This window comes from Kriegella aquimaris (assembly GCF_900103215.1).
GTDB lineage: Bacteria > Bacteroidota > Bacteroidia > Flavobacteriales > Flavobacteriaceae > Kriegella > Kriegella aquimaris.
Genome location: NZ_FNGV01000014.1, coordinates 23,917 through 47,074, shown reverse-complemented (window position 1 = coordinate 47,074; position 23,158 = coordinate 23,917). Strand labels below are relative to the sequence as shown.

19 protein-coding genes are annotated in these 23,158 nt (G+C 40.4%); 11 read left to right on the top strand and 8 right to left on the bottom strand.

The genetic code is table 11. From position 1 onward, the window contains the following. The first annotated feature begins 68 nt into the window (after positions 1 to 68). From gcvP to BLS33_RS19905, 4 genes are all read left to right on the top strand, one after another. Complete coding sequence (gene gcvP, locus BLS33_RS19920; RefSeq protein ID WP_089893954.1) at positions 69 to 2,918, top strand: aminomethyl-transferring glycine dehydrogenase; 2,850 nt, start codon at positions 69 to 71, stop codon at positions 2,916 to 2,918. Positions 2,919 to 3,083: 165 nt separating this feature from the next. Next, complete coding sequence (locus BLS33_RS19915) at positions 3,084 to 4,142, top strand: 3-oxoacyl-ACP synthase III family protein (protein WP_089894244.1); 1,059 nt, start codon at positions 3,084 to 3,086, stop codon at positions 4,140 to 4,142. 6 nt (positions 4,143 to 4,148) lie between these two features. After that, positions 4,149 to 4,676 (top strand): class I SAM-dependent methyltransferase, encoded by a 528-nt coding sequence (locus BLS33_RS19910; RefSeq protein WP_089893951.1) that lies wholly within the window; start codon positions 4,149 to 4,151, stop codon positions 4,674 to 4,676. A 44-nt stretch (positions 4,677 to 4,720) separates the two neighbouring features. Further along, positions 4,721 to 5,572, top strand: a complete 852-nt coding sequence (locus BLS33_RS19905) for a glycosyltransferase family 2 protein (protein ID WP_089893948.1) — start codon at positions 4,721 to 4,723, stop codon at positions 5,570 to 5,572. Positions 5,573 to 5,748: 176 nt separating this feature from the next. Here BLS33_RS19905 and BLS33_RS19900 read toward each other — a convergent pair whose 3' ends face one another. The 7 genes from BLS33_RS19900 to BLS33_RS19870 form a co-directional block, all read right to left on the bottom strand. Next, a complete protein-coding gene (locus BLS33_RS19900) occupies positions 5,749 to 6,258 on the bottom strand; it encodes an OmpH/Skp family outer membrane protein (protein ID WP_089893946.1) in 510 nt (169 codons plus the stop codon). 102 nt (positions 6,259 to 6,360) lie between these two features. Continuing rightward, the gene (locus BLS33_RS19895) at positions 6,361 to 7,182 is read right to left on the bottom strand and encodes an OmpH/Skp family outer membrane protein (RefSeq protein WP_089893942.1); all 822 of its coding nucleotides are present in this window, start codon (positions 7,180 to 7,182) and stop codon (positions 6,361 to 6,363) included. Positions 7,183 to 7,273: 91 nt separating this feature from the next. Then, positions 7,274 to 9,868, bottom strand: a complete 2,595-nt coding sequence (locus BLS33_RS19890) for a BamA/OMP85 family outer membrane protein (RefSeq protein ID WP_089893939.1) — start codon at positions 9,866 to 9,868, stop codon at positions 7,274 to 7,276. Between the two features lie 4 nt (positions 9,869 to 9,872). Next, complete coding sequence (locus BLS33_RS19885; protein WP_089893936.1) at positions 9,873 to 10,613, bottom strand: isoprenyl transferase; 741 nt, start codon at positions 10,611 to 10,613, stop codon at positions 9,873 to 9,875. A gap of 5 nt (positions 10,614 to 10,618) precedes the next feature. Then, on the bottom strand, positions 10,619 to 11,314 hold the full coding sequence (porG, locus tag BLS33_RS19880; RefSeq protein WP_089893933.1) for a type IX secretion system protein PorG: 696 nt from the start codon (positions 11,312 to 11,314) through the stop codon (positions 10,619 to 10,621). Between the two features lie 115 nt (positions 11,315 to 11,429). Beyond that, positions 11,430 to 12,311 carry an NAD kinase gene (locus BLS33_RS19875; protein ID WP_089893930.1) on the bottom strand — a complete coding sequence of 294 codons (882 nt, stop codon included), beginning with the start codon at positions 12,309 to 12,311 and terminating at the stop codon, positions 11,430 to 11,432. 5 nt (positions 12,312 to 12,316) lie between these two features. Beyond that, positions 12,317 to 12,973, bottom strand: coding sequence for a CBS domain-containing protein (locus tag BLS33_RS19870; protein ID WP_089893927.1), 657 nt, complete (start codon positions 12,971 to 12,973; stop codon positions 12,317 to 12,319). Between the two features lie 90 nt (positions 12,974 to 13,063). Between BLS33_RS19870 and BLS33_RS19865 the strand changes: the two genes are divergently transcribed. The 6 genes from BLS33_RS19865 (at position 13,064) to clpX (ending at position 18,714) form a co-directional block, all read left to right on the top strand. Then, positions 13,064 to 13,777, top strand: coding sequence for a pyridoxine 5'-phosphate synthase (locus BLS33_RS19865; RefSeq protein ID WP_089893924.1), 714 nt, complete (start codon positions 13,064 to 13,066; stop codon positions 13,775 to 13,777). Next, the gene (locus BLS33_RS19860; protein ID WP_089893919.1) at positions 13,777 to 14,547 is read left to right on the top strand and encodes an alpha/beta fold hydrolase; all 771 of its coding nucleotides are present in this window, start codon (positions 13,777 to 13,779) and stop codon (positions 14,545 to 14,547) included. The genes BLS33_RS19865 and BLS33_RS19860 overlap by 1 nt, the downstream gene beginning before the upstream one ends. Before the next feature lie 98 nt (positions 14,548 to 14,645). Further along, entirely contained in the window at positions 14,646 to 14,990 is a 345-nt protein-coding gene (locus BLS33_RS19855) for a phage holin family protein (protein ID WP_089893916.1), read from the top strand. A 203-nt stretch (positions 14,991 to 15,193) separates the two neighbouring features. After that, the gene (gene tig / locus BLS33_RS19850; RefSeq protein WP_089893913.1) at positions 15,194 to 16,516 is read left to right on the top strand and encodes a trigger factor; all 1,323 of its coding nucleotides are present in this window, start codon (positions 15,194 to 15,196) and stop codon (positions 16,514 to 16,516) included. A gap of 175 nt (positions 16,517 to 16,691) precedes the next feature. Further along, the gene (gene clpP, locus BLS33_RS19845; RefSeq protein ID WP_089893910.1) at positions 16,692 to 17,372 is read left to right on the top strand and encodes an ATP-dependent Clp endopeptidase proteolytic subunit ClpP; all 681 of its coding nucleotides are present in this window, start codon (positions 16,692 to 16,694) and stop codon (positions 17,370 to 17,372) included. 106 nt (positions 17,373 to 17,478) lie between these two features. After that, positions 17,479 to 18,714, top strand: coding sequence for an ATP-dependent Clp protease ATP-binding subunit ClpX (gene clpX / locus BLS33_RS19840; RefSeq protein WP_089893907.1), 1,236 nt, complete (start codon positions 17,479 to 17,481; stop codon positions 18,712 to 18,714). Between the two features lie 91 nt (positions 18,715 to 18,805). Here the strand turns inward: clpX and BLS33_RS19835 are convergent, their stop codons facing one another. Then, positions 18,806 to 19,363, bottom strand: coding sequence for a hypothetical protein (locus BLS33_RS19835; RefSeq protein WP_089893903.1), 558 nt, complete (start codon positions 19,361 to 19,363; stop codon positions 18,806 to 18,808). Positions 19,364 to 19,928: 565 nt separating this feature from the next. Between BLS33_RS19835 and BLS33_RS19830 the strand changes: the two genes are divergently transcribed. Beyond that, the gene (locus BLS33_RS19830; RefSeq protein ID WP_089893900.1) at positions 19,929 to 23,126 is read left to right on the top strand and encodes a SusC/RagA family TonB-linked outer membrane protein; all 3,198 of its coding nucleotides are present in this window, start codon (positions 19,929 to 19,931) and stop codon (positions 23,124 to 23,126) included. The last annotated feature ends 32 nt before the right edge of the window (positions 23,127 to 23,158 follow it).

Genomic DNA, 23,158 nt, shown 5'->3' with positions numbered 1-23,158 from the left:
AGGTATCTATATTACGAGAATTAATAACTAATTTTGTTCACGTTTATTTTAAGACAACAGCATTATTTATGAGAACGGACGTATTTGCAACGCGCCATATCGGCATCAAAGAAGAAGATCTTCAACATATGTTAGCGACGATTGGTGTCGATAATTTGGAACAACTCATCAACGAGACGATTCCTCATGATATTCGACTCAAAGAGTCGCTCGACCTATCAGATGCGATGAGCGAGCACAAATTTCTGGCTCATATTCAGGAGTTATCCCTAAAAAACAAACTTTTTCGATCATATATAGGTCTCGGTTATCATGAATGTTTAATACCATCGGCCATAAAAAGAAATATTCTTGAAAACCCCGGTTGGTACACCGCCTATACTCCCTATCAAGCCGAAATAGCGCAAGGGCGATTAGAAGCTCTATTGAACTTTCAGACCATGATATGCGACCTTACGGCAATGGAACTTGCCAATGCGTCGTTATTAGACGAAAGTACAGCGGCTGCAGAAGCCATGACCATGCTTTTCGATGTACGCAGCAGGCAACAGAAAAAAGACAATGTCGTTAAATTTTTTGTGTCGGAAGAAGTGCTGCCCCAGACCCTGTCACTTTTAGAGACCCGATCCCTGCCGTTGGGCATCGAGTTGGTTATTGGCAACCACAACGAATTCACTTTCACATCTGATTTTTATGGTGTTTTACTACAATACCCCGGAAAATATGGTGAAGTATATGACTACGCCGATTTTGTAGCTCAAGCTAAGGAAAACGACATTAAGGTTGCCGTTTCAGCCGATATTTTAAGTCTTGTTTTACTAACCCCTCCCGGTGAATTCGGTGTAGATGTTGTTGTCGGTACCACGCAGCGGTTCGGTATTCCTTTGGGATATGGAGGCCCCCATGCTGCATTTTTTGCCACAAAAGAAGAATATAAAAGAAATATTCCCGGTAGAATAATTGGTGTAACAAAAGATACGGATGGAAATCCCGCCCTGCGAATGGCTCTTCAAACCCGTGAACAACATATCAAGCGAGACAAAGCGACTTCAAATATTTGTACTGCCCAAGTTTTATTGGCCGTCATGGCCGGAATGTATGCCGTCTACCATGGCCCTTCAGGATTGCGCTACATTGCCAAAAAAGTAAATAAAACCGCCATTACACTTGCCAACAAGTTAGAGCAATTGGGATTCCAGCAGTTGAACAACGCATATTTTGATACCATCCTCATAAAGGCCGATGCACATGTCATTCGACCTATAGCAGAGAGTCATCAGGTGAATTTTTTATATGTGGATGAAAAAACAATTTCAATTTCTGTCAACGAAGCGACCTCGCTAAAAGACCTTGAACAAATTGTTACTGTTTTTGCCGAAGCTTCGAACAAACCACCTTTACAAATAGATAGCCTACTAGATGAACCTATCATTTCGGGCGCTATGCTACGTTTATCGCCTTATTTAGAGAATGAGGTTTTCAATTCCTATCATTCAGAGACAGAATTCATGCGTTATGTCAAAAAACTGGAACGTAAAGATCTTGCCTTAAATCATTCCATGATTTCGTTGGGATCGTGCACAATGAAATTAAATGCCGCTTCCGAGATGTTGCCCTTGAGCATGCCCCATTGGGGCAAGATCCATCCTTTTGTGCCCATTGATCAAGCTAAAGGATATCAAACCATGTTGAAGGGATTGGAAAAGGACCTGACGACCATAACAGGGTTTGCAGCGACTTCATTGCAACCCAACTCCGGTGCGCAAGGCGAATATGCAGGTTTGATGACCATTCGAGCCTATCACGAATCGAGAAACGATGGGCACCGGAACATCTGTATCATTCCTGCATCGGCACACGGCACGAATCCTGCATCAGCCGTTATGGCCGGCATGAAGGTCGTAGTGACGAAGACGGACGAAAGGGGCAATATTGATGTTACCGATTTGAGGGAAAAGGCAATACTTCATAAAGATAATCTAGCCGCCTTAATGGTAACTTACCCCTCGACCCATGGGGTTTTTGAATCTTCCATAAAAGAGGTTACACAGTTGATTCACGACAATGGCGGACAAGTATATATGGATGGTGCAAATATGAACGCCCAGGTCGGACTCACAAACCCGGCCACGATAGGTGCGGATGTTTGCCACCTAAACCTGCACAAAACCTTTGCCATTCCTCATGGTGGTGGCGGACCAGGTGTAGGCCCTATTTGCGTAGCCAAACAATTGGCCCCATTTCTACCCGGAAACCCCGTTATAAGAACTGGAGGCGAAAAAGCAATTTCTGCAATTTCCGCAGCTCCTTGGGGCAGTGCTTTGGTTTGTTTGATTTCCTATGGATATATTAAGATGCTAGGGGAAAGCGGGCTAACCCGATCCACTAAAATTGCCATTTTAAATGCCAATTACATCAAGCAACGTCTAAGCGGAAAATTCGATGTACTCTATACCGGTGAGCAAGGTCGGGCCGCACATGAAATGATTATCGATTGCAGGCCGTTTAAAAAGAATGGTATTGAAGTATCCGATATTGCGAAACGATTGATGGACTATGGTTTTCATGCGCCCACGGTTTCTTTTCCGGTAGCAGGAACGCTCATGATCGAACCTACCGAGAGTGAAAGCTTGGCTGAACTAGACCGTTTTTGCAATGCAATACTTTCCATTCGTGAAGAAATCGACGCCGCTTCGGCCGATGAGCCGAACAACGTTTTAAAAAATGCCCCGCACACATTAGCTATGCTAACTAACGACGCCTGGGACTTTCCCTATTCAAGACAAAAAGCCGCCTTTCCGTTGCCTTATGTCTCAGAAAACAAATTTTGGCCCTCGGTACGTCGTGTAGATGACGCCTATGGAGACCGTAATTTAATTTGTACTTGCGCGCCCATAGAAGCCTATGTAGAGGCATAGAAAATAGAAAGGTTATAATAATTTCGGGCTATAAGAAGTTATCAACCGTTCTTTGGTAAGAATTTATTTACCTCTCCTTTTCCTATGAACATCATATTCGTGGCGCCATAGAAATCGTATTTATAAAACGTTTCGATATCTTGTAAGTAACAAAACATGAATACCATGAATATTGGAATAATAGGAACGGGTTGTTATGTTCCTTCCCAAATTATTGAAAACAGCGACTTCGCAAAACATGACTTTTTTAAGGCCGATGGCTCCCCTATCCCGCAACCCAATGCCGTGATTATAGAGAAGTTCAAATCGATAACGGGCATCGGTGAAAGAAGATATGCAAAAAACCATCAAAACACTTCCGACCTTGCCTTTTTTGCGGCAGAAAAAGCGATTGCCGATGCAAATATCGATAAGGAAGAGTTAGATTATATCATTTTTGCACACAACTTTGGCGACGTTCCTTTTGGAAAATCCCAAGCAGATACCGTGCCTACTTTGGCGACACGGGTCAAACATCATCTCGAAATAAAAAACCCGAAGTGCGTAGCGTATGATATATTATTTGGCTGCCCAGGTTGGATCGAGGGTGTTATACAGGCAAACGCATTTATCAAAAGTGGAATAGCCAAAAAGTGTTTGGTTATCGGTGCGGAAGCACTATCGCGGGTCGTTGACCAAAACGATCGAGATTCTATGATCTATAGCGATGGGGCCGGTGCGGCCATTATTGCGGAAACCGACGATGAAGGTGCGATTTTAGCCCATAATTCAGCTACCTACGCCAACGGAGAAGCAAATTATTTATTTTTCGGGCCTTCGTATCGCGAATCATCCCAAAATGATACACGGTATATAAAAATGTATGGTCGAAAAATCTATGAGTTTGCTTTGACGCACGTACCCCAAGGAATGAAAGATTGCCTAGATTCTGCCGGCATTCCGATTGAACAAGTAAAAAAAGTAATCATTCATCAGGCCAACGAAAAAATGGATGAGGCAATTGTCAAACGTTTTTATAAATTGTATGCACTTGACATGCCAGCCGGTATCATGCCCATGAGCATAGAAAAATTGGGAAATAGTTCGGTGGCTACGATACCTACGCTCTTCGACATGGTAAAGCGTGGAAAATTAGAAAATCACAGTATCAAAAAAGGAGATGTGGTTATCTTTGCCAGTGTTGGCGCAGGAATGAACGTCAATGCGATGGTTTACAGATATTGAGATAGCATGTACGAAAATACATTTCCGAGCAAAAGGTTCCAACACACATTGGCTTTCTTTCAAAAACATATTTCCAAAGATGAGACTATTCTCGATTTGGGGGTTGAGAATCCTTTTTCGAAAATATTGGAAGAACAGGGATATGCAGTCGAAAACACCAAAGGTGAAGATTTAGATATTGATTTTTCCACAGTAATCCAATCAAATGCCCAAGTTATTACGGCCTTTGAAATTTTCGAACACTTATTGGCACCTTTCAATGTGTTACGGGAAATAAAAGGGGACAAATTAGTAGCAAGTATTCCATTGAAGTTATGGTTTTCACCGGCTTACAAAAGCAAGACCGACCCTTGGGACCGACATTACCACGAGTTTGAAGATTGGCAATTCGATTGGCTATTAGAGAAGTCTGGATGGGTCATAAAAGACCGAGCCAAGTGGACGAACCCGGTTAAAAAAATAGGAATACGCCCCTTACTGCGTAGTTTTACGCCGAGATATTATATTGTTTACGCCACGCGGAAAAAAGATTAATAAGGAATTCCAATTTGGCATTTACCAATTGACACTTGAATGATATGGACTTTTATATAGTCATTCCGGCACATAACGAAGAGGCCTTCTTGGCAGATACCCTGAATTCCGTATTGCGACAGACTTTACAACCCAAAAAAGTTATTGTAGTCAACGACAATTCTACAGATACCACAGAAGCAATTATTGATGAATTTCTAACTTTGAGCCCTATTATTCAAAAACTGAATACCACTTCTTCGGAAGCACATATGCCCGGCAGTAAAGTCATCACCGCTTTTGGTAAAGGCTTACAATTACTGGATGAGGACTATGATTTTTTGGTAAAGTTGGATGCAGATATCATCTTACCCGATTATTATTTTGAACGTATCGCCTACATCTTCAAAGGACATCCTGAAGTGGGTATTGCCGGAGGTTTTATTTACGAAAAAGACTCAGGCGGAACGTGGCAGTTAAACCACCCGATGAACAAAGATCATGTACGTGGAGCATTTAAGGCTTATTCAAAAAACTGTTTCAAATCAATTGGAGGGCTCAAGAATGCCATGGGATGGGATACTGTTGACGAATTGTTGGCACAATATCATGGATTCGATATTTTTACCGATGACACCTTAAAAGTAAAACACTTGCGGGCCACTGGTGCAGCGTATAACAAAGAAGCTAAGCTGTTGCAAGGGGAAGCCATGTACCGCATGAGATATGGGCTTACAATAACTTTGATCGCGTCTTTAAAAATGGCATGGAAACAGAAAAAGGGACATGCCTTTCTAGATAATATGGAGGGTTATTTTGTTGCGGAAAAGGCAAAAAAAAGATTTTTAACCTCAAAAGACCAAGGAAAGTTCATCAGAAAATTACGCTGGAAAAATATGAGAAGGAAGCTGATTTAAACACCATACCGTTAGCCAGTAATTAGTTTCAACTACTATTGCACCTGTAACAATTCCAATGACCGAGTGAAAGACTCAGGTTACTTTGAAATGCAGGAAGAAACAGCAAGTTGTTGGCATAAAAAAAGACCGCTCAAAGCATTGAGCGGTCTTTTTTATTTTTTAAGAGAACTTTACTAAAGTCCCAATTCTTTCTTCACGTCAGGCAAAAGATCTTTACCGTTAGCAACGATCAAACCTCCACCGGGCTGGGCATCGACAACATAGTCAAACCCTTGAGCCGCAGCGACCTTTTCGATAGCCGCTTTTGCCTTTGCAGAAATAGGGGCGAACAATTCACCTTGCTTTTTCTGAAGCTCTTGACGAGCTGCCTGTTCTGCCTCACCGATATTTTTTTCGAAACCTTGAAGCTCTTGAGCTCTCTTTTCATTCTCCTCTGGAGTTTTAGAGGGAGCCTCGTTCTGATATAGTGTTACCTTGTTACGTAATTCGGTCATAGAACTCTCGATATCGGCACCATAAGTTTCTTGCAATTTCTTAAGTTCAGCTTCGGCCGACTTCATCTCTGGCATTGCCGCTAATAATTTTGTCACATCGATATGGGCAACTTTGCTTTGTGCATTTACAAAACCAGTAGCGGCTACGAATAATACTAGGGCAACGGCTATTTTCTTTACTTTCTTCATGATTTTTTGTTAAAAATATTTTAGTGTTAATTTTTGGTTGATGTATTCTCGTTTTGGTTAATTCATTTCTAATCCTGTTCAACCGACAGGCTCTCTTTATAATTAATTTTCATCTTCTGTACTCGCTCCGCGCTCTTCGAGCTTCTCTTTCTTTTTAGCTTCACGCTCTTCTAAAAGTTTTGTTCTACGGGCTTCATACGCTTTTTTTCGTTCTTCCCTTAGCTTTAACTGTTCGGCTCTTTTCTCTTCTGTTGATTTAACGCGCTCTTCTATTGCCTCTGCAGCCTTTTGCTGCCGCTCTTTGAGCGCATCACTTATAACATCTTCATCAGGCTCTTCCTCAAAATTATCTAAACGACTTCTAGAGTCGGCTTTCTTCCTTGGTTGACTAACTTTTCTTGTTCTTGCAATACCTCTGAGAATCAAGTCACTTATATCGTGCCTTTTTTCAGAATACAACATTACAACATCCGCCGATTTATCAAAAATAAAATCATATTTTTTATTGGCACCAATTTTTTGAACCTCATTGAAAACTTGATCTTGTATCGGCTGGATCAACCGACGCTTTTGCAACACCAAATCTCCTTGTGGGCCAAAACGGTCTTGCTGGTATTCCAACATTTCCTTCTCCATTATATCAATTTCCTCTTCGCGCTCACTTATCAATTCATCGGTCAACAGCACCTTCTCGGCCATCAAATCTTTCTTCATTTGTTCTACGTCGCTCTGCATTTGCTCAATCTCGACCTTCCACTTTTGCACCTTCGCTTCCAACTGCTCACCAGCGTCTCTATATTCTTCAACATTTTCAAGAATATATTCCATATCGACATAGCCGATTCGAACGCCACGTTGCGCATGAACGTTTGCAGCGAACAACACTGCGGTCAGAATAACAAGAACTTTTACTTTTGACTTCATTTTACTATTCGTTTTATCCTAAAGAAAATATCGTGCCAAAATTAATAAATAATTTAAAATGAACCGATTAGCTCATTGCACGACTCTTAAATTAAAACTGCTGGCCAATAATGAAGTGTGTTTGCCATCCACTTGGACCCGGTGTTCCCGAGGCATCTGGATCAAAGCCATAGCCAAAGTCAATACCAAGTAGCCCAAAAGCTGGCATAAAAATACGTAGCCCCACTCCAGCCGATCGTTTTATTTGAAACGGATTAAAGTCTTGAAAATTGTTGAAGGCATTACCACCTTCTAAAAAAGCCAGTCCGTAAATAGAAGCAGAGGGCTTCAGTGTTAATGGGTATCTTAATTCCAATGAAAATTTATTGTATACCAAACCGCCTTCTTGTCTTCCTGTCAAGGGGTCTACAGGGGTCAGGGATTGGTTCTCATAACCTCTTAACTGTACGACATCCCTTCCATCCAATGTGAAGTTACCTAAACCATCACCACCAACAAAAAAGCGTTCAAAAGGCACATCACCTACGTCGTTATTATAATTACCTAGAAAACCGAATTCCGTGTTACTTCGCAACACCAAGTCTTTTACCAAGGTAGTGTACCAGTCGCCTTTAAACTTAATCTTATAATATTCCAACCAATTGAAACGTTCGCCATCGACCGCTTCCAATTCTCTTCTTTCGGCCGTATCTGCATTGCCCTGGGCAAAAACGACAGGTGTCAATTCTTCACTACGATCACGCAGTGCCTCGAAATCTTTATTGCTAAAAAGTGAATACGGTGGAGTTAGTTTGGCGGTAATTTCAAAGTTAGAGCCTCCTCTAGGAAAAATACGACCTCCCAATTGCGAGTTTCTTGTTATACCAAACGTATAGGTCAATGCATTGGAAGCACCGTTTCCGAAATTAAACAGTCCCGTATAGTAATTATTGAACTCATATAACTGATACCCCAAGGCATGTTGAACAACAAAATAATCATCGGGCCATAAAACTTTCTTGGCCAAACCTAGAGAAACACCTGTTATAGAAAAGCCACGATCCTTATCGACGTCAATTCTTCCGGTGTTGGTGTACGAGGTTCCAAATTGTTGGGTTCGAGACAATGATAAATTAAACCGAACCGGTTTCTTACCGCCCAACCAGGGTTCCGAAAAGTTCAGGCTATACACCCTAAATGATCGACTCGCTTGAAGACGTAAAGCAAAACTTTGGCCATCTCCCATAGGCACCGGCTTGTATGCTTCTCCCTTGAACAAATTCTGCATCGAAAAATTGCTAAAGGAAAGCCCCAGCGTACCTATAAAGCCGCCGCCGCCATAACCGCCCTGCAACTCTATTTGACTAGAACCAGATTCTACTAAGTTATAAGCAATATCAACCGTACCCGCATTAGGATCTGGATTTTGAACATCGGGCACTATTTGCTCCGCATCAAAAAAGCCCAACTGCCCCAATTCACGAATACTACGAATGATGTTCGATTTATCGTATCGTTGACCGGGCCGTGTGCGCAATTCCCTAAAAATAACATGGTCATTCGTTTTATCGTTACCATGAACCGTGATATGATCCAAAAAGGTCTCTTTACCTTCAATAATGCGTATCTCAAAATTTATGGTGTCGTTCTCAGCAGAAATCTCAATAGGATTAATACTTGAAAAGAGATAACCGTTATTCTGATATAAATTGGTTAAATCTTGTGCATCGGGTTTTTCATCGGCAATTCGTTCGCGCATCAATACCCCATTATAAGTGTCACCTTTCTTAATACCCAACACCCTGCTCAACTGTCGATCACTGTAAACCGTATTACCAACGAAATCTATATCACCGAAATAATATTTGTCTCCCTCTTCGACCGCAATCTTTAAATCTATATTATTATCATCAACTTCTATGATAGTATCTGAAACGACACGTGCATCGCGGTATCCGTTTTCGGCATATTTATCGATTAAAAGCGTCAAATCGTTTTCGTAATCATCTTCGATATATTTCGATTTCTTCCAAAAACGATAAATTTTCTTCTTTTTGGTCTTCTTTAAGGCCTTTGCCAGCTTTTTATCCGATAATTCCTCATTACCCTCAAAAATAATGTGCTTGATTTTGACCTTATCACCTTTATCAACATTCACGACCATACTCTGGGTATTGGTACCGGTAGTATCCTTGGCTGTCGCGATATTCACCTTGGTGTTTAAAAAACCTTGCTTTTTGTATTTATTCTGCAAGTAGTTCTTGGTATTGGCAATAAGACTTTCGGTAATCTTCTTTCCTTTCTTAAGGTCGGTGTCTTCAAGAATACCATCGATCTTGCCCTTTTTCACTCCGTTCAAAGTAACTTTCGAAAGTGTGGGGCGTTCGAATATCCTAAGTTCTAAAAAGACCTTATCATTATCTTCGACATGGTAGTAAAAGTCAATAGAGGTAAAAAGTTCCAACCCCCATAACTTTTTTATGATTTCACTAATCTCGTCGCCTGGAATAGTAATCGGCTGACCTTCCCTAAGTCCGGTATAGGTTTTTACCGTCTGTTCATTATAGCTCTGAAGGCCAGTTACCTCTAAGCCCCCCAAGATATACTTTTTACCGTCGTCATAGGAAACCTCCTGTGCAGTTAGGGTAGTTGTCGTAAAATTTAGTAGGAAGGTAAATAAAAGTCCTAGTGACAAGGACATTTTCATGCCGCTATTTGAGTTGTTCGCTGGTTTTTCCAAATCTTCTTTCTCTGTTCTGGTAATTTTTAATGGCCTCCAACAAATGATGCTCTTTAAAATCGGGCCAAAACACATCTATAAAATATAATTCTGCATATGCTATCTGCCACAGTAAAAAATTACTGATCCGATGTTCACCACTGGTGCGTATGAGCAAATCTACATCAGGCAAATCGTGCGTGTAAAGATGAGTATTAATAATGGTTTCATCAATATTTTCAGGAGAAATTATATTATTTTTAACTTTGATACTTATCTCCTTTATTGCATTTTTCAGCTCCTCTCGCGCCCCATAACTCAATGCCAATGTCAGGGTCATTCCAGTATTTTTACCAGTCTTCTCCATCACTTCCAGCAATTCTTTATGAGCTTTTTTGGGCAAGGAGGCTATGTCACCTATCGTGTTGAGTCTCACATTGTTATCATTGAAGGTAGGGAGTTCCTTTTTCAATGAGGAAACCAATAATCTCATTAAAGTATCAACTTCAATCTTTGGACGCTTCCAATTCTCAGTGGAAAATGTGTATAGTGTTAGATACTCCAACCCCAATTTCACGCAGTTCTCAACTGTATTCCGCACGGTATGGACGCCATTTTCATGACCAAAAACCCGGAGTTTCCCTCGCTGTTTGGCCCACCTACCATTTCCATCCATAATTATGGCAAGGTGTCGTGGCAAACTTTTATTCTTTATATCCTCTATCGTGTCCATGTGCTTTACTCAAAACAATCGGAGCAGGGTTTTCTGCCAAATGTATAGGTCAACGTAACTCCTGAAAATACATACCAATCATCACTAAAAATATTCCCAAAAGCAACATCCAACTGATCGTTGACGTTTGACTTCTCAGGATTGCTCGCATCTAAATTATCGGTAAATGTATACCTCGCCCCTATTTCGGCCCCTAGTATCAAAAACTGGTTCAACCTCATTTTGGCACCCACTGTCATTGGGATAGCAAAAGAACCGTCTCTTTGATTAAGCTGTCGAAAGACACCTGCATCAAAATAATTATAATCATATCTAAAATAGGTAACACCGGTATATAAATAAGGTGTAAATGCTGGGCCTAATTTATGCAAATTATATTCAACAAAATTAAATTCTATACCAGCTGACATTTCTAAAATAGAATTATCCATGGCATACCCCCTTTGTTTTCTTGATGAAATACTCGATTTTGAGTCGTCTGCCGTGAATTTTCCGTAAATCATACTGGCGCGCCAGGCGTAACGTTGACTTTTATTCCATTTAAAAAGTCCGCCGAACGCCAAATCTGACGGGAGAATAAAATTCGTTCTCCCAACATCACCAATATTATTGGCTCCTCCTACAAACAATCCTATTTCATAAGTTTGTGCGCTCATGGTAAAGCAGCTAAAAATAAGAATGGCGATGACACATCTTCCCATAGATTCTAAAAGTTTGCAAATATAGCAATTTCAGCCGTTTGGCCTATTTCATTGTTATATTCCTGTTCTCTTTTTGATAAACAGCTTTTAGCATTTTTTATTGCTTCGATCCGCTTCAATTGCGCCTGTCTTGCCCCCATAGGAGTTTGTTTCGAAGCGTTTTCAAGAAGCTTTCTGAAGTATATTCTATCATTCGTATCGAAAAATCGGCTTTTTTCACAATTATCTCCCTTCCGTTTTCCAAGGAAGCGATTCTCGAATCTAACGATAATAGGTGATTCTCTTCCCTTCCTGAAACTTTTAATCGTATGATGGTATCGTCGGAGACCACCAAAGGCCTTGCATTTAAATTATGCGGTGCTATAGGAGTCAATACCAGTGATTTTGCAGTGGGCTCGATTACGGGGCCACCACAACTCAGCGAATACCCTGTAGACCCGGTAGGCGTAGAAATTATGAGTCCATCTGCCCAATAGTTGGTCAAATACTCATCATTAAGGTATGTTTCAACCGAAATCATCGAAGTAGTATCTTTTCTACTTACCGTTATTTCATTCAAAGCAAAGTTGAGCATACCAAATTCCGAAATCGGGTCTGGAGAAACTACCTCGACCGCACTGCGCTCTACTATATGATAGTCACCCTTTACGAATTCATCTACGACTCTTTTTACATCTTCTTTTTTAAAGGTAGACAAAAAACCTAGCCTACCGGTATTCACCCCTACCATCGGAATACCCAGTTTACCAACGTAAGTAGCCGCCCTCAACATAGTGCCATCACCACCAAAACTGACGAACATATCAAAAGATGAATCAAGACCTTCCTTGTCGGTAAAAGTTCCGTAGCCTTTAACTCCTTTCTGATCACATAAGAGGTTGTAGAAATCACGCTCTATAAAAACATTTGCAGCTACTTTTTGAAGTTCATCAAGTAGTTGCACTACATAATCTACCGAGTTATCATAATACGTTTGACCGTAGATAGCAACCTTCATGTATTCTATACGTTAAGATATTTATCTAAATAGTCAGACCGTTGCTTTAAGTCTTCGAGAAATTGATCATCTTTATTACCCAATAAAATATTGTAATTATATCGTCTAAAGGTCTGAACAACATCATTAAGATTTGAAGACCCTATTTTAAGGGTGATCTGCACCACATCATTTCGGATATCGGTAATAAAAGCCCCAATAATCTTCGTATTGTTGCTCTCAACAATTTGGGCAACCTCACTAAAGGAATAATCATTGGCGCCTTTGGCAACAACCAAAATTCCACCAGGCTCTGTAAAAAACGGTGTATCTATAAAGGCCCCTACGATATCGGAAAGTTCATAATGGCCGATGATTTTATTCTGATCATCTAAAACAGCCAAAAGGTTAGCTTCATTTCTAGCGAAAGTTTCCACAACATCTAGCCAATTACTGTCATTATGAACCAAAAAGGTCTCAAGGTTATACCTATAATCCTCAATTTTCTTATCCTTTTCAAAGGTATCAAAATCATTTTCGCTCAACACCCCCAAGAAAATACCATTCTCGGTAATAGAAACATGCGATGAAGTATTCTCCTTAAAAAAACGAATAACCTTTTTAAGGGAATCATGAATATCAAAAACTGGAAGGTCTGTAATTATGTGGGTTTGGATGTGCATAAGTTTAAATATAACGCAAAATACTCATTTAATATATCAAAAGGTATGCCTAATTTGTATTTTTGTCATTGTTAAAAAGCAATTTTCACCATGACAAAGCTCAGTGTAAATATAAATAAAATCGCCACCCTTAGAAATTCCCGAGGGGGTCAAGTACCCAATGTTTTAAAGGTAGCTTCGGATATAGAGGCATTCGGGGCGCAGGGAATAACAATCCACCCCCGACCCGACGAACGACATATTCGATATCAAGATGCACGCGATTTAAAGAACATCGTAACTACCGAATTCAATATAGAGGGCAACCCCATACCGAAATTTATCGACCTAGTGCTCGAAACAATGCCGACACAAGTAACTTTGGTACCCGACGCCATTGATGCGGTAACCTCCAATGCAGGATGGGACACCGTTTCAAATAAAGACTTTCTTAAGGATGTTATTGCCACCTTTAAGCAAAATGGTATTAGAACTTCAATATTTGTAGACCCCGACCTAAAAATGATCGAAGGCGCAGCCCTAACTGGTACAGACCGCATTGAACTGTATACCGAGAGTTATGCCGATTCGTATGCCGCCGGCAATCTAGAGGGTGTCAAATCATTTACCGAAGCTGCCAAATTGGCCCATCATCTAGAACTCGGCATCAATGCGGGTCATGACTTAAGTCTGGATAATATAGAATATTTCAAAAACAACATTCCCCATCTTGAGGAAGTTTCCATAGGCCATGCACTTATCTGTGAGTCCTTATATTTGGGACTTGAAAATGTTGTGAACATGTACTTGAATAAATTGAAATAATGGCGGAATTATACTCAAAAATCATAGGTCAGGGCACACCACTTCTTATTTTGCATGGTTTTCTTGGCATGGGCGACAATTGGAAAACCCTTGGTGCACAATACGCTGAAAATGGACTTCAAGCGCACCTAATAGATCAGCGAAACCATGGGAAGAGTTTTCATTCGGAAGTCTTTGATTATGACATTCTCGCCGAAGACCTCAAACATTATATCAAGAAAAACGAACTTCAAAGCGCACTAATTTTAGGTCATTCCATGGGTGGTAAGGCTGCCATGCAATTCGCCTGCTCCTACCCCGATTTGACAAAAAAACTAATTGTAGCCGACATTGCACCCAAATATTATCCGCCACACCACCAAGAAATCATCAATGGGCTTAAACAGTTGAATTTTGACCAAATAAAATCAAGAACCGAGGCCGATAAAATCTTAGGCGGCTATATTTCTGATTTTGGAACACGGCAATTTCTTTTGAAAAATTTGTATTGGGCTTCCAAAGAAAAATTAGGGTTTCGTTTCAACCTGGAAGTACTTGCCAACAAAATGGAAGAAGTCGGAGAAAATATTGGTGCGGCCGATCACTATAACGGCCCTACACTTTTTCTTAGAGGGTCAAAATCGGAATACATCATGGAAAATGACCTACCGGAAATAAAAAGACATTTTCCTCAAGCCCAGTTGGAGACCATTCAAAATGCCGGACATTGGTTGCATGCCGAAAATCCGAAACAGTTTTTTGAAAAATCCATTCGGTTCCTTAAAGCATAGACCGCAAAGGTGGAAAAGCAAAAAGCAGTGACGCCATGGGCAACCTAAAGAGAAGTGTCGAATATTTATAATTATATTTAATGTCTAAACCAAGACCTATGAAAATCATTTTAAGAATACTTTTGAGCGCTTTGGCAGTTGTAGTATTGTCAAAAATTTTACCTGGGGTAGGTGTTGACTCTTACACCACAGCCATTATCGTGGCCATTGTACTGAGCCTTCTAAATTTTTTAGTGAAGCCTATTTTGATTATTCTGACGCTGCCTGTTACCATAATAACTTTCGGTCTTTTTTTATTAATAATCAATGCCATTATCATTCTATTGGCCGACTCGCTAATCGATGGTTTTCAGGTAACCACCATTTGGTGGGCGCTTCTATTCAGCCTGCTATTATCATTTCTGCAATCCATTCTGTTTTCCTTGCTAAAGGAGGATAAGTAAAGCACCGACACACTTCTGAAATACAACAATTTAAAACTTGTCGGGCTTCATAAAATGTGGTATTTTTGCATCCCGTAATTTGTTAGCGGAAAAATTAAGGACGCGTTTTCCGTAGAATCACACGGAAAATTGTTCAAGTATATTGGTCCACATAACCCTTTTAGCTTTGAAATAGGCAAAGAAATGTGTAAAAAGAAAACAGCATGAATATTACGAAAGAGCAGATTGATGAACTGAATGCCGTAGTCAAAGTCGCCATAACAAAAGACGACTATCAAGACAAGGTTGAAAAAATACTCAAAGATTACAAAAAGCAGGCCAATATCCCAGGTTTCAGAAAGGGACAAGTTCCGATGGGACTTATCAAAAAGCAATATGGAAAGGCAGTTCTTGTTGATGAAGTAAATAAATTATTACAAGACAACCTTAACAAATATCTTACTGAAGAAAAATTAGATGTTCTCGGCAATCCGCTACCAAAACAACAAGATAATTTTGATTGGGACGGAGATGATTTTGCATTTGAGTTTGAATTAGGGTTGGCGCCTGATTTCAAAGTGCCATTAGAGACAAAAAAGCCCTTAACTCATTATAAAATCGTTGCCGACGACAAAATGATCAACGAGCAGGTCGAACGAATTCAGAAACAGTACGGCAAGCTTGTTTCCAAATCTGAAGTAGGAAAAACCGATGAGGTCAATGGCACCTTTAAGAATGAGGAAGAGGAAATCGACAATAAAACCACGGTTGAACTAGACAAGATAGATTCTGAAAAAGTAGTGAGCAGCCTTGTTGGAAAAAAGGTGGGCGATACTGTCACCCTGAAGACAAAAGGACTTTTCAAAGAAGACTACCTACTTTCCAGTGCCTTGGGAATACCAGGTGATAAAGCTAAAACACTTGATATTGAAACAACTTTCACTATTGAGGAAATAAACGAGCGACAGCCTGCTGAACTCAACCAAGACCTATTCGACAAATTGTTCGGTAAAGATGTAGTGAGTTCCGAGAAGGAACTTAAGGCTAAAATCAAAGAAGATTCCGAAAAGCAATTCGAGCAGCAATCAGACCAAAAGCTCTTGAACGACGTGACAGAGTATTTTATCGAAAATACCAAATTCGAGCTGCCAACCGAATTCTTGACCAAATGGATACAGATGACCGGTGAGGAACCACTTAGCCAAGAACAGGCCGATGCCGAATATGAAAAATCGGAAAAAGGACTGAGATATCAACTTATCGAAGGTAGAATCATAAAAGATAACGATATCCAAATCCAGTTTGATGAACTTAAAGAGTTTGCCAAAGGGTTCATTAAATCTCAAATGGCACAATATGGTCAACTCAACCCTCAAGAAGAGGAATTGGATAATATTGCCGCCCGCGTTCTTGGAAACCAAGATGAAGTAAAACGACTTTCTGAACAATTGATGAGCCAAAAACTGCTCAATCTTTATAAAGAAAAGGTAAATTTAAAAGCAAAAGAGGTTACTTACGACAATTTTGTCAAAGAGGTCTACGGATAAATATTTCGTCTTCAACAAATTGACCCACTAGCTCGTGCGGATCTTTTTAAAAGAGCAAATTTCAAAAGGCCAAAATTGGCCTTTTGAAATTTAATTCTCATTAAGAATACCTATCTTTACGAAGCCGAGAATATGATTTTCGGCCTTTTTTATCTACAAATTCGAACTACAAGTAATGGATTACGGAAAAGAATTCAAAAATTACGCAATAAAAGATCAAGGAATCAGCAGTACTTACTATGACAAAATTGTCTCTAGCATTTACCCTGTGAACCTTACTCCCAATATTATTGAGGAGCGTCAACTGAATGCGGTAGCCATGGATGTTTTTTCAAGGCTGATGATGGATCGTATTATATTTTTAGGTACGGGCATCAATGACCAAGTCGCCAATATTGTGCAGGCACAACTTCTATTTTTAGAAAGTACAGATGCCTCCAAAGACATTCAGATTTATATCAATTCACCTGGCGGTAGTGTTTATGCAGGTTTAGGCATTTACGATACCATGCAGTTTATCAAACCAGATGTAGCTACTATCTGTACGGGTATGGCAGCCTCAATGGGAGCTGTATTGCTATGTGCAGGCGCCAAAGGTAAGCGAAGCGGTCTAACACATTCACGCGTTATGATCCACCAGCCAATGGGTGGTGCACAAGGCCAAGCCAGTGATATAGAGATTACGGCTCGTGAAATCTTAAAATTAAAGCAAGAGCTTTATGAAATCATCGCCCGTCATTCAGGTCAAAGCGTAGAACAGGTCAACGAAGATAGCGATAGGGATTTTTGGATGAAAGCCGACAAAGCTAAGGATTACGGCATGATAGATGAAATTTTGGTAAGGGATAAAGATTAATTTCGACCAATTCTTCAATTACCTTTTATTTATCATTATCCAGAATAGACCAAAAAGGAAAATACTGCGTTAAGTTAGTTCGCAGTATTCAAAGACAATAATTGTTATGGCAAAAGAAAATTTGGAATGCTCTTTCTGTGGAAGAAAAAAACCGGAAACCAATCTATTGATTGCTGGTTTAGATGCACATATTTGTGATCGTTGTATTGAGCAGGCCCATGGTATTGTTGCCGAGGAATCTCGGCAAACCAAGACCAATGACCTTTCATCAGAGTTGGTTCTAAGAAAACCCCTCGAGATAAAAGAGTTTTTAGATACTTATGTAATTGGTCAAGAACGCACCAAAAAAGTAATGGCGGTGGCGGTCTACAATCATTACAAAAGATTGTTGCAACCTAGCTCGAAAGAAGACGATATCGAAATTCAAAAGAGCAATATTATAATGGTAGGCCAAACGGGTACCGGTAAAACCTTGATGGCCAAAACCATTGCGAGAATGTTGAACGTTCCACTAGCCATTGTAGATGCAACGGTTCTGACCGAAGCCGGTTACGTCGGTGAAGATGTCGAAAGTATTTTGACCCGACTTCTACAAGCAGCAGATTACAATCTCGAAAAAACGGAGCGTGGTATTGTTTTCATTGACGAAATTGACAAAATCGCCCGCAAAAGTGACAACCCCTCCATTACTAGGGATGTCTCTGGCGAAGGGGTACAGCAAGGGTTGCTTAAATTACTTGAAGGCACAATGGTAAATGTTCCGCCAAAAGGAGGAAGAAAACATCCTGACCAGAAATTTATAGAAGTAAACACCGAAAACATCTTGTTTATAGCCGGCGGTGCTTTTGATGGCATAGAGCGTGCGATTACAAAAAGGTTGAACATGCAAGCGGTAGGTTATAGCGCCTCTAAAGCAGATGAAAATCTAGACCAAGACAATATTCTACAATATATTATACCCAAGGATTTAAAAGATTTCGGACTCATTCCTGAAATCATAGGAAGGCTTCCCGTACTTACGTATATGAATCCTCTAGACCAAAAAACGCTGCGGGCAATACTTACAGAACCGAAAAATGCAATTATTAAGCAATATAAAAAGCTGTTTGCGATGGACGGTATTTCGTTCAAAATTACAGATCAGGCATTAGATTATATTGTTGAAAAAGCTATCGAATACAAATTAGGTGCTCGAGGTCTACGCTCATTGTGTGAAGCCATATTTACAGACGCAATGTTCGATATGCCAAGTTCTGGTGAAACCGAATTTAAAGTTACCAAACCGTATGCCGAGAATAAAATTTCGCACGACACCATTAAAAAACTGAAAGCTGTTTCATAACAACTTGAGTACTCATATAAAATAAAAAGAGCGGGGCAAATCCATGGATTTGCCCCGCTCTTTTTATTAATTATCTTTTAGCCGGTCTGTCCTAAACGGCCTTTTTGGTTTCCCTAACTTTATGGGTGACTGTGGCCAAAAGATCTTGACAAACTTTTCTAATTATTTTTTCGTCAGAATATAAAGTATGGCCGAAACCTTCGATAAGCTCCATTTCACATCCTAACTTTTTCGCCCATTCTCCCGACGGTCTATTTTCATCCCTATCGCCATACATCAGTTCAACCTTGCCACTTGGCCTAATAGTTTCATATCGCACACGCGTAGCCGAAATAGCATATAGTGATTTCATAGGCACACCTTGCAGGCCCGCTTTCCAAGCTATGGTACCACCAGTACTAAAGGCCAAATAATGACTAGGCACCGACTCCTTTCGCAATAAGTGGGCCACTGCAGTATCGATCCCTCCATTAACAAAAGCCTTATGAACATTCTCTTCTGTGTACAACCTTAAATCTAAATTTGCGAGTTGCTGACAATCATAAAAAACAATATCAAAATATTGCTGTAAATAGCCGAGGTAAGAAGTTATCCAAAGTCCTTTTTTTGCACCCCACATATCGGATACCACTACAAGTCTTTCTGCCATATTAATTTTTTTTTGGTTTGTTATAGGTTAAATCATTAGTCGAAGATGGACAATTAACGGTGAAAATCAATATTTAATTGTTTATCACAACAAATTTCTCGACGTACTTACGTTTCAACCTGTCAATTTGGTTTTAGCCCTTCTAATATTTCGTCACTTCAATAAACGTACAAGAATTATGTACCAACTCCATTCTTAAATTCCGGACACATATAGAAGAAACCTCGTCGAAAATCAAATTGCCCTTCTCTTCCCTTTTTGATACGTAAGATTATATTTTCGGATTTTAAGGAATAATTAACTTAAAAAAGGCAAAAAAATACCATTAATTGCCACAATCGAGGTAGAAAGCATTAGGTAAGCCAACTATATTTATCCCGAACTAATAATTACATAATTTTTTAATTGTTTGACTGGAAATATATCAAAGAATCAAACGACATAATAAATATTTAATAATTTATATGGAATAACACTACACTACCAATCGATTTTACTTACGTATAAAATTTAATCGGAATTCTATTTACAGGGTTGCGATGACTAACCAACAAAAACCCATTCTATGAATTTAAGATTTTATCATCTTTTAACATTTTTGGCACTGCTAAGTCTGCATACCATAAATGCCCAAGATGTGACCGTATCAGGAACCATAACTGACGGTAGTGGAACACCCCTTCCCGGTGCCAACGTTATTGAAAAAGGAACTACCAACGGGGTAACGGCAGATTTCGATGGTAACTTTTCCATAGATGTACCCAATACCAATGTAATCTTGACCGTTTCCTATCTGGGTTTTGCCAGTCAAGAAGTCCCTCTCGGTGGAAAAACGACAATTACAGTAACCTTATCGGAAGATGCTTCGGCGCTGGACGAGGTTGTAGTGATGGGTTTTGGTACGCAGAAGAAAGAAGCCGTCGTAGGTGCCATGACCTCCATTACGCCATCGGAACTTAAGATCCCGTCAAGTAACTTGACAACAGCGCTTGCAGGAAGGATATCCGGAATGGTCTCTTATCAGACCAGTGGAGAACCGGGCGCGGACAATGCTCAGTTTTTTGTTCGTGGAGTAGCATCGTTCAACGGACAGAACGGTCCACTGATCTTAATTGATGGTGTAGAATTGACCGTCGATGATCTGGCCCGCATGCAACCCGATGATATTCAAAGTTTTTCGGTTCTTAAAGATCCGACCACCACCGCAATTTATGGGGCTCGTGGTGCTAATGGGGTTATTTTGGTAACTACCAAAACCGGTGTAAAGGGTAAGGTAGTCGTCAACCTAAGGTATGAAAATGCCTATAACTCCCCTGTTTCGGTAATTGATCTGGCCGATCCCGTTACACATATGCGCTTGCAGAACGAAGCGGATCGAACTAGAGGGCTTTTTCCGACCTTTACAGAAGAAAAAATTGCCGGCACCGCTAGGGGCGGTAATCCTAATATCTATCCTGCCGTTGATTGGTTCGACAAATTATTTCAAGATTACGCCGGGTCACGTCGTATAAACCTCAATGTTCGCGGTGGTGGTGACAAGGTGCGCTATTATGTGGCAGGCGCACTTAATTCGGACGATGGCCTGTTGAAAGTTGACGACACCAATAGTTTTACCAACAACATAAAATTGAATCAATATGTATTGCGATCAAACGTAAATATTGATTTACACGAAAACACCGAAATGATTGTGCGGCTACATTCTACAATAGATGACTACAGAGGTCCGTTGCAAGGGGGTAATGCTATTTATAATGCCGCCGTGCGTACCAGTCCCGTGCGTTTCCCCGCTGTATTAGAACCTGATGCAGCCCTCCAAGGTGTACCTCACATTACCTTTGGTAATGATCTAGGACCTAGGCAAAGTGGAAACCGTGATAATGGAGCAATCTGGTATAACCCGTATGCCGAACTGCAAAGAGGCTACAGAGATTATAGACGACAACTATCGCTGGTACAATTGGAATTTAAGCAGGATTTAAAATCCATTCTATCAGGCCTTTCTGCCCGTTTCTTGGGTAACGCCAACACTACCTCTTCCTTTGAGAACCGAAGGTCTTACCGACCCTACTTCTACAGGGTTTCAACATTTGATTCCAATACAGAGGAATATACCCTGACAAGAACTTCCGAAGGCGATGAATCATTAGAGTTGGATTCCGACCACAAGGCCGTGAACAACTCGGTGCTCTATATGGAGCTTGCAGCCGATTACTATAACACCTTTGCCGAAAAGCATACCGTTTCAGGCTTATTGGCCTTTACCGCTCGCGAGTTCTTAGATGGCAATGCCAACACAGTACAGCTTTCCTTACCGAGTAGAAACCTGACCTTGGCGGGACGGTTCAATTATGATTTCGACAACCGTTACTTTTTAGAAACCAATTTTGGGTACAATGGATCGGAACGGTTTGCCAAGCAAAATCGTTTTGGTTTTTTCCCTTCCTTTGGTGTCGGTTGGTTGGTGTCGAATGAAAAATTCTTTACGTCAGAATTAATTACTAGACTTAAATTTAGAGGCTCGTTCGGTTGGGTCGGTAACGATCAAATCGGTAATACTCGAAACGACCGCTTTTTCTACCTCTCGGAGGTCGATATAAATAACGATGATCGAGGATATACTTTCGGTCGTGACCTGAATCAGGACATAAACGGGGTTTCTATAAGCAGGTATGCAAATTCTTTGGTCACTTGGGAAACGGCGCGTAAAATGAATATAGGGTTAGACCTAAATCTATTCAACGACGCGGTTCAGTTCAGGGCCGATGTATTTCAAGATAACAGATCGAACATTTTGCAGACAAGGTCAGACATACCTACTACGCTAGGGTTGCAGTCCGTTATTCAGACCAACGTTGGCGAAGTAAAGTTACAGGGTGTAGATGCCTCTCTGGACATCAATCACTCCTTTAATGAGAATTTTTGGATACAGGGACGAGCTACCTTTGTCTATACCGACAACGAATTTACCGTTTTTGAAGAACCCAATTATGCCGAAATCGGCGCTCCCTGGCGTTCAAACATTGGCAACAATGTAAGTACTAAACAAGGCTATATCGCCGAGCGATTGTTCGTCGATGATGAAGAAGCGCGCAATTCACCCGTACAATTCGGAAATCCGGGAATTGACTATGGTGGAGGAGATATCAAGTATAAAGATCTTAATGGTGACAATCTGATTACCTCTTTAGACCAAGCGGCAATTGGCAAACCTGACGTACCAAAGATTACCTATGGTTTTGGGCTTTCAGCGGGATATAAACGTTTTGACATTAGTATGTTCTTTCAAGGCCTTGCCGAGACATCTTTTTTTATCGATCCCTATAGAACAGGGCCTTTTATAAATAGCGTTATAGGCTCTCAGACGGATGAAACAGACCTTTTAATAGAGCTCGGCAATGGTTTTCTTTCTGAAAATGGATTGCTACAGGCCTATGCCGACGACCATTGGTCAGAAGACAATAAGAATGTTTACGCGCTATGGCCGAGGCTATCCACCACCCGGATAGAAAACAACCTGCAAACAAGTACTTGGTGGTTGCGTGACGGTTCTTTTATGCGATTAAAACAGCTTGAAATAGGGTTTGACATTGGCAAAGGAATGGAAGATAAACTGAAAATTCAAAAACTTAGAATGTATATTACAGGAACAAACCTAATGACCTGGAGCAAATTCAAATTATGGGATCCGGAACTCAAGGGTAGAGGTTTGAATTACCCATTGCAACGAACCATCAATGTTGGTCTGCAACTCGGGTTTTAAGCAGTGGTGATTAGTTTCTACAATAGCTATAA